The organism is Streptomyces sp. NPDC093064 (genome assembly GCF_044754605.1).
GTDB lineage: Bacteria > Actinomycetota > Actinomycetes > Streptomycetales > Streptomycetaceae > Streptomyces.
In genome coordinates, this window is record NZ_JBIVPK010000024.1 from 1 (window position 1) to 14639 (window position 14639).

At 67.1% G+C, this 14639-nt stretch carries 8 protein-coding genes and 4 pseudogenes; 8 read left to right on the forward strand and 4 right to left on the reverse strand.

The window, feature by feature from the left end:
- Positions 1-234: 234 nt before the first annotated feature.
- The 3 genes and pseudogenes from ACIQFZ_RS25740 to ACIQFZ_RS25750 form a co-directional block, all read right to left on the reverse strand.
- Entirely contained in the window at positions 235-573 is a 339-nt protein-coding gene (locus ACIQFZ_RS25740; RefSeq protein WP_365434424.1) for a hypothetical protein, read from the reverse strand.
- 245 nt (positions 574-818) lie between these two features.
- Positions 819-1193 (reverse strand): annotated as a pseudogene (locus ACIQFZ_RS25745) (transposase); the annotation flags it as partial.
- 170 nt (positions 1194-1363) lie between these two features.
- Positions 1364-1570, reverse strand: a complete 207-nt coding sequence (locus ACIQFZ_RS25750; protein WP_402692239.1) for a transposase — start codon at positions 1568-1570, stop codon at positions 1364-1366.
- Positions 1571-2591: 1021 nt separating this feature from the next.
- Here ACIQFZ_RS25750 and ACIQFZ_RS25755 point away from each other — a divergent pair.
- Positions 2592-3926 (forward strand): annotated as a pseudogene (locus tag ACIQFZ_RS25755) (IS256 family transposase).
- On the opposite strand, the gene ACIQFZ_RS25760 reads toward ACIQFZ_RS25755, so the two are convergent.
- Positions 3835-4605: an MBL fold metallo-hydrolase gene (locus ACIQFZ_RS25760; RefSeq protein WP_365434429.1), complete on the reverse strand. Its 771-nt coding sequence runs from the start codon at positions 4603-4605 to the stop codon at positions 3835-3837. The pseudogene ACIQFZ_RS25755 and the gene ACIQFZ_RS25760 sit on opposite strands and share 92 nt — an antisense overlap.
- 343 nt (positions 4606-4948) lie before the next feature.
- Here ACIQFZ_RS25760 and ACIQFZ_RS25765 point away from each other — a divergent pair.
- The 7 genes and pseudogenes from ACIQFZ_RS25765 to ACIQFZ_RS25795 form a co-directional block, all read left to right on the forward strand.
- Positions 4949-5302: pseudogene (locus tag ACIQFZ_RS25765) on the forward strand (transposase); the annotation flags it as partial.
- A gap of 535 nt (positions 5303-5837) precedes the next feature.
- A complete protein-coding gene (locus tag ACIQFZ_RS25770; protein ID WP_402692240.1) occupies positions 5838-6071 on the forward strand; it encodes a hypothetical protein in 234 nt (77 codons plus the stop codon).
- Between the two features lie 533 nt (positions 6072-6604).
- The gene (locus tag ACIQFZ_RS25775) at positions 6605-8725 is read left to right on the forward strand and encodes an alkaline phosphatase family protein (RefSeq protein ID WP_402692241.1); all 2121 of its coding nucleotides are present in this window, start codon (positions 6605-6607) and stop codon (positions 8723-8725) included.
- Positions 8726-8832: 107 nt separating this feature from the next.
- Entirely contained in the window at positions 8833-10095 is a 1263-nt protein-coding gene (locus ACIQFZ_RS25780) for an imelysin family protein (protein ID WP_383059292.1), read from the forward strand.
- A complete protein-coding gene (efeB, locus tag ACIQFZ_RS25785) occupies positions 10092-11348 on the forward strand; it encodes an iron uptake transporter deferrochelatase/peroxidase subunit (RefSeq protein WP_365424573.1) in 1257 nt (418 codons plus the stop codon). Before ACIQFZ_RS25780 ends, efeB begins: the two co-directional genes overlap by 4 nt.
- Positions 11349-11532: 184 nt before the next feature.
- The gene (locus tag ACIQFZ_RS25790; RefSeq protein WP_402692242.1) at positions 11533-13734 is read left to right on the forward strand and encodes a LamG domain-containing protein; all 2202 of its coding nucleotides are present in this window, start codon (positions 11533-11535) and stop codon (positions 13732-13734) included.
- Positions 13735-13924: 190 nt separating this feature from the next.
- A pseudogene (locus tag ACIQFZ_RS25795) lies at positions 13925-14218 on the forward strand (tyrosine-type recombinase/integrase); the annotation flags it as partial.
- Positions 14219-14639 lie beyond the last annotated feature (421 nt).

Sequence of the window (14639 nt, forward strand, 5' to 3'; positions counted from 1 at the left end):
GCCTGGCGCCGCCGCCATCAAGCCATCGCACGAGCCTGCCACCAGCGCCGACACGCTCTTCAGGACCAGCCATGACCAGAACTACAGCTGCCGTGACAGATCAAGAACCTATCCGACCCGCGGCCTACAGTGGCGGCACGTTGAAGCGCGTGATCAAGGCGCTGTCCGTCCTCACGAATCGGCCAATCTGAGGCGTGTTCGTGCTCCGAATGCGCGCCCAGGCCCGCTGTGGAACTACTTCCATGCGACGGCCACGACGACTGCGGCCGCCGTGAACGTCCCAACGGCGTAGAAGGCCCACGCCTGCTTGTTGCGCATGCCCACCAGCGCCACCACCGCTACCAGGACGTCCAGGGCCAGTTTCACCCCCATCTTCGCGTTGTCCACTGGAAGGTCCAGGGACGTCCGGGTCCATATGAGTCCCGCACCGGTGACCAGCTGAACGACCGCGCTGATCGGCATGTAGCTGCCGGTCACCGGGTCCTTCCCTCTCAGCTGGTAGAAGAGGCCACCCATGATCGCAGCGAACCCGAAGAGGTGGAAGACGAGGAACACGTACCGAAGAATCTCCATGGCGGTGATCGTTCCATAGGATCAACGCAAGTTGACCATCTCTTGCACGAAAGCTCGACCACGTCCGCACCACCCTCGCGACCGCCACCGCCATGGTCGACGATCTCGACGACGACTTCCTTGACAGATCCGAATCGACTCCGCCCTGCACGCCGCGCCCCCGCGACCAGCTCTCCTCACCCAACGTGCCTCAACTGGCTTTCCACACGCGAAAGTTAGGCCGCGTATCCGGGGCCCTTCTGGCGTTTCCGCAGGTAGGCGATGAGTTTGCGCAGGGACCAGTGAGTGAAGGGCTGGCCCAGTTTGGTGGGGCGGGTGGTGGTCGTCTGGATGACGAATTCCTCGTCGTCAGGGCTGAGTCGGCGGGGACGGCCTCCCGCCCAGCGAGGGTCCAGACAAGCCAGACCGATCTCGTTGAAGCGGTGGATCACGTCCCGGACGGTGTCCTCGTCGGCCTGCACCAGCTGGGCAATCACCGGCACCCGGTTCCCGCCGGCCGCGGCCAGCAGCATCATCGCGCGCCGGTAGCGCACCGAGCTGGTGCTGCCCCGACGCACGATCTGCTGCAGCTTATGCCCCTCCTGGTCGGTCAGTCTGCGCACACGGACAGGCTCGGCCACCGCGCCTCCAGCGGTCGGATCGGACGTCGCCGCCCATCCAACCGTCACGATCACCAAACCGGCGAACCTTTGATACGCCGCCATGAACTCACCGATCAGGAGTGGGAGTTACTCGCTCCCCTGATACCGCGGGCCGCTACTGGCCGGCCGCGGGTCAAAGCGGAACAAGCTCACCCGTAGACGGTCTCCCACTCGCCGTACCTGAGCGGAACATCCCGCCATGGCGCACCCGTCCGGGTCCGCCACCGTATGCCGTCCATCAACTGTCGCTTGGACCAGACCGGAGGGCGTCCCGGCTTCTTTCCAACCGGCAACAACGGCTCCAGCCTGGTCCACTGCGCACTCGTCAGATCCCCACGTCCCACACGGGTGATCATCACAGAGCTTGATCCACTTCTGAAACAGACCCTAGAAGCGCAACCCTGATCGATCGCCGCCCCTGTGGACAAGTTCAACCTCAGTAGGCGCCGCAGGACAGTCAGGGCAGGGGTACACGTGTGACACTGTCGGCATGCGGTGGGGCGTGTTCGGGCGCGGGACGAGGTTGCCACTTGCGATTGCGGCGGGGTCCCTGGGGGTGGCACTGGCGGGAGGCTGTTCGCTGGCTGGCGAGATAGCGGACGCCCGGCGCATCGATGCCTCGGCCGTGTGCCTCGAAGCCAAGACCGAGCCCCCAGAGACGGTGCGGCTGTGCGGCCAAAGGTATCCGAGCGGCGACGACATGCTTCCCACCGAAGGTCTAATCGTGGTGGCAGGCACAGCAGGCACCCTGATGGCCGCCGGTTGGATCCTGATGGTCGCCCGGCAGGAGCGGCGGGACAACCACCGGTCCGGCTCGGCTGCGCACACGACGTGACCTGACGTCCACAGACACCGAAGTCTCTTGTAGAGACCCCCGCTTGTGCGTGAAATGCCTGCTCAGCGCCCCATCCGCAGAGCCCTCTGCAGAAACGGGTTCGGCCTGGTCCCGGGATGCCTGGCGTACTTGGCGAACACGACGTGGCCACAGACGCTCGGCCGCGTTGCTCTGCCGCTCACCCCGCAGGGCGTCGACCGGGTCGCCCTTGGCGAACCACTCGTCGACCCATCGCGCCATGTCTTCCGCGGGCACCGGAACCCGGACCGACTTCCGTTGAAACACCCAGAACCCGGCGGGCGGGCCACCGAAACTCTGGCGTGCCATCTCCACACAGAACCGCGCGCCGTCGACGGCCAGATAGTCCAGATGCCCCTTGGGAGCCCCCACGGCTATCGCGACATTCATACGAACCCTCCTGGGCGGCGTTGGGCACGGGGGGGATCCTTTCACCTCCACGGCCGGGGCGTCTCCGTCAAGCTGTGAGGAATCTTGAAAACCGTCGTGGCAGCGATGTCACCGTGGGGAGGCGTACCTTCCCGATGGATCGATCGATAGGTCATCGAGCAAGACCGACGTTGCCGCGTCGGGATGGGATCGTCCGGGAGGGCGCACGGCGGATGCTGGCCGCCGCACTGGAGGCCGAAGTCAATGCTTATGCAGCCGAGTTGGCCGATGAGCGCGACGAATGTGGACACCGCCTGGTGGTCCGCAACGGCTAACACCAGCCCCGGCAGGTCACCACCGCGGCTGGCGCGGTCGAAGTGAAGGCCCCACGGGTGAACGACAAGCGCATCGACGAGGCCACGGGCGAGCGCAAGCGGTTCTCCTCCGCGATCCTGCCGCCGTGGTGCCCCAAGTCCCCGAAGATCAGCGAGGTACTGCCGCTGCTCTACCTCCACGGCCTGTCCTCCGGCGACTTCGTGCCTGCCCTGGAGCAGTTCCTCGGCTCCTCTGCCGGGCTCTCGGCGGCGACGGTCACCCGGCTGACGACGCAGTGGCAGGCCGACCACACTGTCTTCATGGACCGCGACCTGTCCGAGGTCGACTACGTGTACGTGTGGGCCGACGGCATCCACCTCAACGTCCGCCTGGAGGAGGCCAAGGCGTGCGTCCTGGTGCTCATCGGGGTCCGCGCCGACGGCTCCAAGGAGCTGGTCGCGCTCAAGGCCGGCTACCGCGAGTCCGCCGAGTCGTGGGCCGACCTGATGCGCGACTGCGCCTGCCGCGGCATGCGCGCCCCGATCCTCGCGGTCGGCGACGGCGCCCTGGGCTTCTGGAAGGCCCTGGCCGAGGTGTTCCCCGACACCCGCGAGCAAAGATGCTGGGTTCACAAAACGGCCAATGCCCTTGACTCCATGCCGAAGTCGGCGCAGCCCGGCGCGAAGAAGGCCATCCGGGACATCTACAACGCCGAAGACCGCGACCGCGCCGAGGCGGCGGTCAGGACGTTCGCCCAGCTGTACGGCGCGAAGTTCCCCAAGGCGGTCAAGAAGATCACCGACGAGGAGGAACTGCTGGCGTTCTACGACTTTCCGGCCGAGCACTGGATCCATCTGCGGACCACGAACCCCATTGAGTCGACCTTCTCCACGGTCCGGCTGCGGACCAAGGTCACCCGCGGTGCCGGCTCCCGCACCGCCGCCTTGGCCATGGGTTTCAAGCTCGTCGAGTCCGCCCAGCAGCGGTGGCGGGCCGTGAACGCGCCCCACCTCGTCGCCCTCGTCCGCGCCGGAGCCCGCTTCGAACGTGGCTGCCTTGTCGAACGCCCCACGGCGGCCGCGGCTAGCCGATTGAGAAGGTGGCATCGGGGGCGGCGTAGTCGACGGGACCATCGAACCGCGCCGCGGCACGTGCCACCGCTTGCCGCGGTGTGAGGAAGCGGCCGACGTGCGTGACGATCAGTCGGCCCGCCCCGGCCGTGCTGGCTGTTTCGCCGGTGTCCTCGGGCGTGTGGTGCACCTGTTTGCCCTCGACTGGTGCCTGTGCGCTCTCGGCCTCGCACAACAGCACGTCGCATCCCTCGGCCAGCTCCGTGAGGCTCGGGCACGGTGCCGTGTCTCCGGAGTACACCAGCGACTTGCCCGCCGCCTCGATGCGCACGGCGAAGGCCGGAATGCCGTGCGACACCGCCCGGCTGGTCAGCCGGAGGGAGCCAACGGCCGCCTGATGCCCGTCATGCAACTCGGTTACCGCGAAGGCGGATTCGATCGGGCTGCGAGCCGGAGTATTGGTGAGAAAATTGGCCAGCCGGTCGGCGATTCCAGGCGGACCGTAGAGAGGGATCGGCGCTGCGAGGTGAATGTCCGCGTACAGGGCGCCGTAGTACGCGGTGAGCAGGTCCGCGCTGTGATCGGCGTGCAGATGCGAGATCCAGATCGCATCGAGCTCATCCAGCCGCACATGACGCTGGAGCGGGCCGAGCGTCCCGCTGCCCGCGTCCACCCAAATACGGGTGCCCCCGCTCGACACCAGATAGCCGGAGCACGGATTGTCCACGCTCGGGTAGGGCGTCGCGCAGCCCAGGACCGTGAGGTGAAGAAGCTCGTCGCTCATCCCAGGATCCTAGAACACACGATCCACAAGTCTTGACGATTACGCGCCGCCCAAGGGTGCCTACCAACCCAGGCCTTGGCATCGGCAGAATCGGATTACGGACGCTGGACTGGCTGCATTGCTCGGCGCCGCCGTGGGTTCACTGGAACCTTCCCTCCATGCACGCTCGTCCTCCAGTGCAACATGTTCAGCTTCAGCGCATACATCACCGGTCCCCTGACCTCATCGGTTCGCCAGCTGTTCGATTTCGCCTGGACGCAGACCAGAGCCTGCGCTTTCGCCATCGCGCTGCTGTCCGGTGTGGCGGTGTCCACCCTGCTGCACGGCCTCCCGGTGTGGCACCGAGACAGCTGCCCAACTCCTGATCACCGCAGGTGACAATCCCGACCGGCTGAAGTCCGAAGCTTCCTCCGCCCACCTCTGCGGGGCAGCCCCCATCTCCGCCAGTTCCGACCGGACCAACCGCCACCGCCTCAACCGCGGCGGCGACCGCCAGGCCAACCACGCCCTCCACACGATCGCCCTCGTGCGGATGCGCTACGACCCCCGCACCCGGCTCTACGTCGCGCGACGCACTACCGAAGGGATGTCCAAGAAGGACATCTTCCGCTGCCTCAAACGCTTCATCGCACGAGAGGTCTACAAGCACCTGACCAGCACGAATATCCCACAGCCAAACCTCCTACACGCCGCTTGACGATCTATAGGAGCATCCTGGACGCCCTGGGCCGCGTCTGCTCGGCTCTGCCTGGGTCGATGGCGTACGGGATGGGAGCACCCCACGCACACCACAACGGACTCGCAGTCGGGTACGGCGCCCCCTCCATCCCGGTGCCGGCCGATCCCCCGCCGGAGGCACTGTTCTGACCTTGGCTGTGCCGTTTCAGTTCCGCCCCCGGCCTGGTCTTCGCCCCCTTGTGGGCGCGGGCGGGCGACGGCGCGCGGCCCCGGTGACGTAGGCAAGGAGGGGCGGCGCGGCGGCGACCGACCGGCGCCGCCGCGCTGTGCGCGGCACCTTCGATCCCTGATCGGACTGCTTGCAGTTCAGGAGGCCGGGAGCGACGGCGAGCGAAGCGAGCCCTTGATGAAGTAGGGAAAGTCTTACCGCGTACCGCCCGGGGCCTGTCGGTCTTGTAGCCCCACGCGCATCCGCGTGACGTCTTTAGGCTGCTGCGTGCCAGCGTTCCAGATCCGTCCAGAATCGGCGAAGATCGACGCCGAGGCGGTGAAGGATGCGCACGGAGACGTCGATCGGTCTCCCCACGCTCTTCAACCTCGGCAAGTACGGCGAAAGGAGTGAGGTCGAGCGCCTGCGATGGCAAGCAGGTGGGACCGACCTCAGCGAGGGCCGCCAGGAGATGTCCGGTGCCGAGGAGATCCCGGCCAGCGTCGATGGCCAGAACCCCCGCCCGCACGACAACCCGGCGCGCGGGCTGAGTGAACCCCGTGAGCATGGTCACCTCTGACCCCCAGAAATCCGACTCGCGACGTGACCAGCGTGCTTTCTGTGTGCGGACTGCCGCTTCACGCCAAGTGCAGAGGCGATGGCTTCCCACGACCAGCCCTGGGCACGGGCGTTGCTCACATGCAACGCTTCCAGTTCGTCCAGCAAACGGCGCAGAGCAGCCACCCCGGCCAACCCTGCCGATGGGTCGCTGCTGTCGACGGCAGCAGCCAGTTCAGTTACCGACTCCATGCAGAGCGTGAGAGACGGCCAGTTTGTAGGCCTGCCGACCTCCCGCACGGCGAGTCAGTGGTGGCCGCATTCGTGCAGCCGCCGGGACTCCCCACCGCACCCGCGCACCCAGACCCGCCGGCCCGATGGCGGGCACGAACCATCTAGATAACGAACCAATAACGGGTCTAGTCCACAGCTGGGGTTCGGCTGTGGTTCCGCCATGTGTTCCCTCGTCGACACTCGCGGCAATGAGCCTCTGAGGCCGCGGGTGGTCCACGGATTCCCCAACGACTTCGCATCACGACGAGACGAGGCATCTCCATGTCGAACAACGAGGACAACTTCGTAGAGCCCGAGTCGGGCGCCATGCCCGCTGCGAGTGCGCCCTCCTCGGGGCGGCACTTCACGCGCCGCAAGTTCGTCAAGGCCGTCGGGTTGACGGCCGCGGCCGGTGCCGCGGTGTCCGCCGGGCTGGGTGCCGATCGCCTGCAGGCATCCGCTGCGGCGATGCCGACGGGCCGGACCGGCACCATCGCCGACCTGAAGCACATCGTCATCGTCACCCAGGAGAACCGGTCCTTCGACCACATCTTCGGGACGCTGAACCTGCCGGGCGCGCGCGGCTTCAACGACAAGCAGGCACTGACCTGGCAGAACGGCCAGACCAACTTCTACGAGCCGAACAGCCGCGCCGAGGGCTATCTCCTGCCGTACCGCGCGGACACCACGAAGTACAACGCGCAGAACACCAGCAGCCGCATGTTCTACTTCGAGGAGCAGGACGTGCCGTTCCACCACGCCATAGCGAAGGCGTGGACGGTGGCCGACCACTACCACTGCTCCCTCAACACCAGCACCGACCCGAACCGCATCATGATGTGGACCGGCACCAACGACCCGCAGGGCATCCTCGGCGGCGGCCCGCGCATCAACAACAGCCAGAACGGCCAGTTCCTGTTCCAGTGGGAGACCTACCCGGAGGTCCTCCAGAAAGCGGGCGTCACCTGGCAGATGTACGTCGACAACAACAAGGACGTCGGCTGGTTCGGCGACTACGAGGACAACACGCTGCGTGACTTCGCGAGTTACAACCCAGTCAACGCCTCCGCAGACGACTTCGAGCCCGGCAAGGGTCTGCTCGCCCGTGGCGGGATCACCAAGGACTACACGAACCCGCCGGCGGATCAGAAGAACGACCGAACCAACCTCGATTACGTGCTGCGCGACTTCATCGCCGACTGCGCTGCGGGCACCCTGCCGCAGGTCTCTTGGGTCACCTCGCCGGCCTCGTGGAGCGAGCACCCGAACCACGCCCCCAATGACGGCGCGATCTATGTCGATCGCGTCATCCAGGCCGTGCACGACAACCCGGAGCTGTGGGACTCGACCCTCATCATCCTCAACTACGACGAGCCGAACGGCGCCAACCGCATCGGCCAGGGCGGTTTCTTCGACCACGTGCTGCCGGCCATCCCCGAGGACGGCACACCGGGCGAGGGTGCGCCGGGTCTGAACCCGGGCTTCGGCGGTCGCGTCCCGCTCGTGATGATCTCTCCGTGGACCCGCGGCGGCTACGTCTGCTCCGAGGTCTTCGACCACACCTCGACGATCATGCTGCTCGAGCAGTGGACCACCGCTCTCGGCAAGCCGGCCATCTGCAAGCACATCAGCGCCTGGCGCCGTACGGTCGCAGGCGACATGCTCTCGGCGATCGACTTCACCCGCTTCGACAACTCGTTCCCGTCGCTGCCGACCCCGGCAAGCCTGGCCGCGGTCGTCGACAAGGACAAGACGCTGCCGCCCGTGCCGCAGCCGCCGGTCGGCCGGCAGGCCATGCCGACGCAGGACAGCACCGGCCCGCTCAAGGTCCGCCCGCTCGCGTTCCACCAGCACGCCACGCTGGTCGAGGACCGCACCGCCGGCACGGTCACCGCGGCCATGAGCTTCGACGGCGGTCGCCCGGGCAAGGGTGCGAGCATGCTGGTCTTCCCCGACAAGTACCTCCCGCAGCAGACGTACGGCACGCCGTACACGGTCAGCAACACCCACCCGCGCACGCACACGTGGGACGCGACACAGACCGGTGGTCAGTACGCGTTCTCGATCTACGGCCCGGACCGCTTCGTTCGTACGTTCGCCGGCCAGGTCGTCCCGGCCGCGCAGACCGACGGCGCCATCCCGCGGATCGAGGTCGAGTTGGTCCGCGGCTCGGGTGCCAGCCAGCAGGTCAAGCTCACCCTCCACAGCGACGGCTCGCAGGCGCTGACCTTCGAGCTGGTCGCCAACGACTTCCTCGATCGCGACCAGGCCATCTCGGTGGCTGCGGGCGCGTCGAAGGTCGTCACCTGGCCGACCAAGTCGGGCTACTACGACATCGTCATCACCGCCAAGGGGGTCGACGGCTGGAAGCAGCGCTACGCCGGCCGCGTCGCCCAGATCTAAGCGATATGCACACGGCACCCGATCAGAAGGCGCCGCACGTTGACGGGGGGCCACGGCGGCGGTTGCTGCCGTGGGCCTCGGGCGTAGCGGCGGTCGCCGTCGCGACGGTGACGATCGTCGCGGTCAGCTTGTGGCCCGCTGGCCAGCACTCTCCGGCGAAAGGCCCCTTCGTCGACGCCACCGCGGCGGCGTGGGCGGCGCACCCGGTCAAGCGGACGGCGGCGGGCACTGAGGTGCACGTCGTGTCCGGCACGCCGAGCTGCATCGACGACTGGCGCGGCGGCCCCACCGGCAACTACAGCTTTGACGTCCTGAACGATGAGGGCGACGACATGGAGATCTACCTCCAAGACACCCGCAGCAAGAAGATCTATCTCGAGGTCGAGAACTTCGGCATCAACGCCACTCGCCAGGTCACCGGGGTCATCCCGCCCGGCACTTACAAATGGGTCTGCATCACCGCATACACCATCAAGTCGAGCAAGCCGATCGCCGTAACCGGCAATACTGGTGGCGGCGGCGCCGGAACAACAGCCGTGAATGGGATCGTGCCCGTCACGCCGCTCGACCTTCGGATACCCATTAATCAGTACACGGCTTGGGTGCAGAGCCAGCTGCCGACGCTGAGCAGGCAGGTCACGCAGCTTGCTGCGGATCTGCACGCCGGCGACGTGGGCGCAGCGAAGCGGGACTGGTTGACAGCGCATCTCAGCTACGAGAAGCTCGGCGCCGCATACGGCGCATTCGGGAAACTGGGTGACGCGATCAACGGCGACCCACCGAGCGACGTCGCCGCGGTCACCGCACCTCACCTCACCGGCTTCCGCAAGATCGAGGCGCTGCTCTGGGCAGGCGAGCCGCCGGCGGAGATCGCGCCGTACGCCGACGCATTGATCGCGAATGTCGGAAAGCTGCCGGCTGAGCTCGCCAAGCCGAACTCGATCACGCCGCTCGACATGGGCATCCGTGCCCATGAGATCCTCGAGGACACGCTCGGCAAGGACCTCAACGGGATCGGCGATGCCGGCAGCCACACCGAGCTCGCCACCGTCGATGCGAACATCACCGGCACCTTTCACGCGCTTCAGCCGCTGGTGCCGCTGCTGACTGCTCAGGATCCGTGGCTCGGCCGGACGCAGAGCTGGCTGCGCCAGACCCAGGTGCTCGTCGAGAGCTATCACCATGCGAACGGCTGGGTGCCGCTGACCTCCCTCACCGCTGTGCAACGAGCCGAACTCAATGCTCATGTCCAGCAGGCCGTCGAGCTTCTCTCCCACATCCCACCCATCACCGAGCCTCGCGACAGTCCCGACGAGGGACGCGGCATTGGGAACGACGGCAGCGGCGCGACCGGAGGCAACGGCAAATGAACCCGCACACCACCCGGCGAGGCCTCCTCGGCGCCCTCGCCGTCGGCTCGGCCGGCGCCGTCGCTGCCGCGATCACGGCCTCGGCCGGCGTGCGAGACGACGCCGTGAGCGCGGCGACCGCCGCGCCCGGCACCGAGCAGGCGCCGTCGGCGAGCTACCCCTTCGAAGGAGCCCACCAGGCGGGCATCCTGGAACCGCCACAGCGCGCCGCCGTCTTCGTTTCGTTCACGGTCACCTCAGCCGACCGGGCTCAGCTTCAGCAGACGCTGCAGACGCTCACGTCCACCATTCGCTACCTGACAAGCGGTGAGGACGTGCCGTACGACGGCATGGCATCGACCAGCTATGAGAACGGCGTGCTCGGCACCCAGGTCGTTCCGGACGGGCTCACCGTCACGGTCAGCGTGGGCGCCAGTCTCTTCGACAAGCGGTACGGCCTCGCGAACGCCAAGCCGGCGTTGCTGCGGCCCATGGACGAGTTCCCCAACGACGCCCTCGACCGCAGCATGTGCGACGGAGACCTGCTCCTGCAGATCTGCGCCAACAATCGCGACACAGCACTGCACGCGCTGCGCATCCTCATGCGCGCCACTCGCGCCGACCTGCAGGTGTTGTGGCGCAAGGAAGGCTTCGTGAGCCCGCCGCGGCCGAGTGGCACGCCGCGGAACCTGCTCGGTTTCAAGGACGGCACCGCCAACCAGGAGTTCACCGGCGATCGCACGCTCGTCGACCGTCTCGTCTGGACGCACGGCGGCCACCGGGAGCCCGACTGGGTCGAGGGCGGCTCGTACCACGTCGTGCGCCTGATCCGGATGTTCGTCGAGTTCTGGGACCGGGTCTCGATCACGGAGCAGCAGCGCATGATCGGCCGCGACCGCGACAGCGGCGCGCCGCTCGCCGGCAGCAAGGAGTTCGACGTGCCGAACTACGAACGCGACCCATACGGCAACGTCGTCCCGGTCACAGCGCACATCCGCGTGGCCAACCCGCACGACGGCTCGGCAGACGATCAGCGGATGCTGCGTCGCGGGTTCAACTACAGCGGCGGCACCGACCCCAACGGTCAGCTCGACATGGGGCTGATCTTCGTCTGCTTCAACCAGGATCTCGAGCGCCAGTTCGTGACGGTGCAGAAGCGCCTGATCGACGAGCCGCTGGTCGACTACATCTCCCCGTTCGGCGGCGGCTACTTCTTCGCCCTCCCCGGAGTGCGGAACCGCGAGGACTGGCTGGGGCGAGGCATGTTCTCGTGACGAGCGCCAGTGGTGCCGCTCAACCTGCCGCCCACCGCCGCACGAAGCTCCGCCGCACCTTCGACCGACTTGACATCCCCATTGGCAATCTTTCGAAATGAGATGAACTCCCATGTCCCACAAAGCCCTCCCCGCGAGGTCGCGGTTCCGCGCCGGCGGATTCGCCAGACGCGCACTCACGACCGTGCTCTCGACATCTCTGGCCATCACCGGCCTGAGTTCCTTCGCCGTGGGTGGCGCGGTCGCTGCCCATGCGGCATCCGCGTCCGGCCTCGTTGCGCCGGTGGTGTCGTACACCTTCGACTCAGATTCCGGAACCACCACGACCGACTCCAGTGGCAACGGCAACAACGGCACCTGGCACGGCACCCCCGCCTACGCGCCCGGACTGTCCGGTCAGGCCGCCCACGTCTCCGCCGGCCACCAGATCACGCTTCCGCGCATCGCCGGCAAGACCGACGCCAGCGGCAGCTTCTCCTACGACTTCTGGGTCAAGCAGAACTCGTACACGGGGGATGCCTACCTCTTCGCCAACCAGCACGGCGGCTCGTGCAGCGACAACGCTTTCGCCACCTACAACGCCTCGGGCAGCAACGGCTCCTTGCTCGGCTGCTTCGGCACCGAGGGTGTCCACGTGACCCTGGGCAATGCGCCCACCGTCGGCGCGTGGCACCACGTGGCCGCGGCCGTGGACCGCACCGCCGGCACCGCGAAGTGGTACGTGGACGGCAAGCAGGCGGGCGCGACGACCACCGTCGCCACCGGTGACAACCTCGACTCGGGCCTGCCGTTCGCGATCGGTCAGAACGGCGCCCTGAACTACGCGCCGCAGACGGACGCGCTGTTCGACAACGTGAACTTCTACGACCAGGCCATCAGCGCCGCGCAGATCCAGGCCGACTACCAGGCCGGTCTGCCGGGCGGGGACCCGCTGAACCTCCCCGATGCGCTCTCGACCTCGCTGCACTACTACCTCCCGTTCGACGGCAACGCCAACAGCACCACCGGGGCTGCGACGACCGCGAACGACGTCTCCTACGTCCAGGGCAAGTTCGGTCAGGCCGCGCACTTCAACTCGACCAACTCATGGGTTCGTCTGGACGACCTCTCGAGCTACCCGGCGAACTACAGCTTCACCATGGCGACGTGGGTCCGGTCCACGCAGACCGGCAGTGACCCGTCGATCTTCGGCAACAAGGACTGGAATAGCGGCTCCAACCCAGGCTTCGTGTTCTCGACCCGCACGAGCAACATCGTGCTCAACATCAACGCCGGCGGTGTGGGCCGCGTGGACTACACCACGGCCAAGCCCATCACGGACGGCACCTGGCACCAGGTGGCCTTCACGGTCGATCGCGCCGCGGGGACCGTCACCCTGTACATCGACGGCGTGCAGTCGGGCTCTGGCAGCATCGCCAAGTTCGCCGGTCAGCCGTTCACAGCGCTGAGCACCATGATCGGCAACGACGGCACCGGGCACTACAACATCGGCAACGTCCTCGACATCGACGAGTTCTTCCTCTTCGACCGGGCGCTGTACCCTGCCGAGGTCAAGGACCTCTACCTGGGGAGCCCGGGCGTTCAGCACGCTCCGACCATCACGATCAAGGACACCTCGATCGGCTCGGCCGGCGTGTACAGCTCCGTGGACTTCGCTCTGCACGCGTCCACGCTGGTGGACAAGTTCTCGATCAACGGTGTCATGACTGACGTCAACAACGTCGTCGACTACGACCTCAACGGCGTGAAGCCGGGCGTTCTGGGCGCGGTCGAGGGCACCAACGAGCTGAAGCTCTACACCGCCGCCGGTGAAATCGCCCCGCTGACCTTCCGGCTCGACGGCACCCCGCCGACGATCTCGCTCAACGACAACCCGGGGATGAACGTCGGCTTCGACGGCACCTACCAGGCTGTCTCCTTTGTGATGCGCGACGCCGGCGACATCGGCCAGGTGAAGGTGAACGGCTTCCCGGTTGTGCTTCCGAGCGCGCCGGTGGTGGGGCTCAGCCACATCCGCCCCGGTTCCTACCACGCGGTCCTCGGTGACAACACGATCACTGTCGCGGACCTCGCGGGCAACGTCACCACGCAGCACTTCACTCTGACGGATGCCCCGATCGTCGCGTTCGCGGCCCCCACGGCCGGTGCTGTGCTGAGTGGCACCGCTCAGGTCGCGGCCGAGGTTGCCGGCGCGAACCTCAAGTCATACCAGCTCCGCCTGGACGGCAAGGGCCTCGTGAATACGGTCAACCCGGCGAACGGCGAGCTGGACTACAGCCTCGACACCACCAAGGTGAAAAACGGGGCGCACACCCTGAGCGCTACGGTCATCGACACCCTGGGCCACGTGACCACGGCTTCGGTCGCCGTCACCGTCGCCAACTAGCGCGCCTGCATTGGCGCAATGGCCACCCGTCGTCTGGCGGGTGGCCATTGCGCCAATTCGCTGAGGCTGGGGCGGCTCTCGCGGATCGTGGCCGGCACGCCCGCTCGGCCGGACGACTTTGTGTGCGTAGTGCAGGGCGAGCGTGCTCTTGCCGATCCCGCCCAGCCCATGGATCGCCCCCGTCCCGGTCGCCGCCCCCGGCCGTGACGGTCACGTCTTCGTCGGGCCCCAGGGCGGGCAGTTGCGGCGGAGCAACTTCCGGGACGACTGGGTCAAGGCCCGGAAGGCTGCGGGCGTCACGGTCGAGCTGCACTTCCACGATCTTCGGCACACGGGCAACACACTGGCCTCGACTGCCGGGGCCAGCACGCGGGAGCTGATGGCGCGGATGGGTCACAGCAGCTCACGCGCCGCACTGATCTATCAGTACATGACAAGCGACCGGGACCGGGCCATCGCCGCGGTACCGCAGTTCGTCGGCTGACGCCTCGTCGATGAACCCCTTGCCCTTCACCCAGCCCGGGGGCCAGTGCTGCCCCGCCTCGTCAACGGCCTTCTTGAAGACCCCGGCCGAGTCCTCGTCGTCGAAGCGCTCGATCTGCCAGTCACCGGTTCTCGAGCCCCCCTCTCGCCACTTCACCTGAAAACTGGTGATATCCCCGCGACTGTTCTTGCGCGGAACAACGCTCGCCATGGCCGGAGGCTAGCCGCAGTGTTCCCACGGGGTTCCCACAAGCTCCTAGGAATCAGCCATGATTCGCCCGTTTCAGCAGGCCAGTGGGCAGGTGTACGACGACGGCCGGAGCCCCGCACCAGTGGCCCTCGGGCCGGGCCCTCGGCGGGCGCGTGCCCGTTCGCGGTCGACTGCCGGTTACCAACGATCGTCGCATCGCCCTGGTGCATGC

Excerpts from the sequence above, each read along its gene's own strand:
- ACIQFZ_RS25750 (WP_402692239.1), bottom strand. The coding sequence starts at position 1,570 with ATGATCACCCGTGTGGGACGTGGGGATCTGACGAGTGCGCAGTGGACC.
- ACIQFZ_RS25760 (WP_365434429.1), bottom strand. The coding sequence starts at position 4,605 with ATGAGCGACGAGCTTCTTCACCTCACGGTCCTGGGCTGCGCGACGCCC.
- ACIQFZ_RS25740 (WP_365434424.1), bottom strand. The coding sequence starts at position 573 with ATGGAGATTCTTCGGTACGTGTTCCTCGTCTTCCACCTCTTCGGGTTC.
- efeB (WP_365424573.1), top strand. The coding sequence starts at position 10,092 with ATGAACCCGCACACCACCCGGCGAGGCCTCCTCGGCGCCCTCGCCGTC.
- ACIQFZ_RS25770 (WP_402692240.1), top strand. The coding sequence starts at position 5,838 with ATGCGCACGGAGACGTCGATCGGTCTCCCCACGCTCTTCAACCTCGGC.
- ACIQFZ_RS25775 (WP_402692241.1), top strand. The coding sequence starts at position 6,605 with ATGTCGAACAACGAGGACAACTTCGTAGAGCCCGAGTCGGGCGCCATG.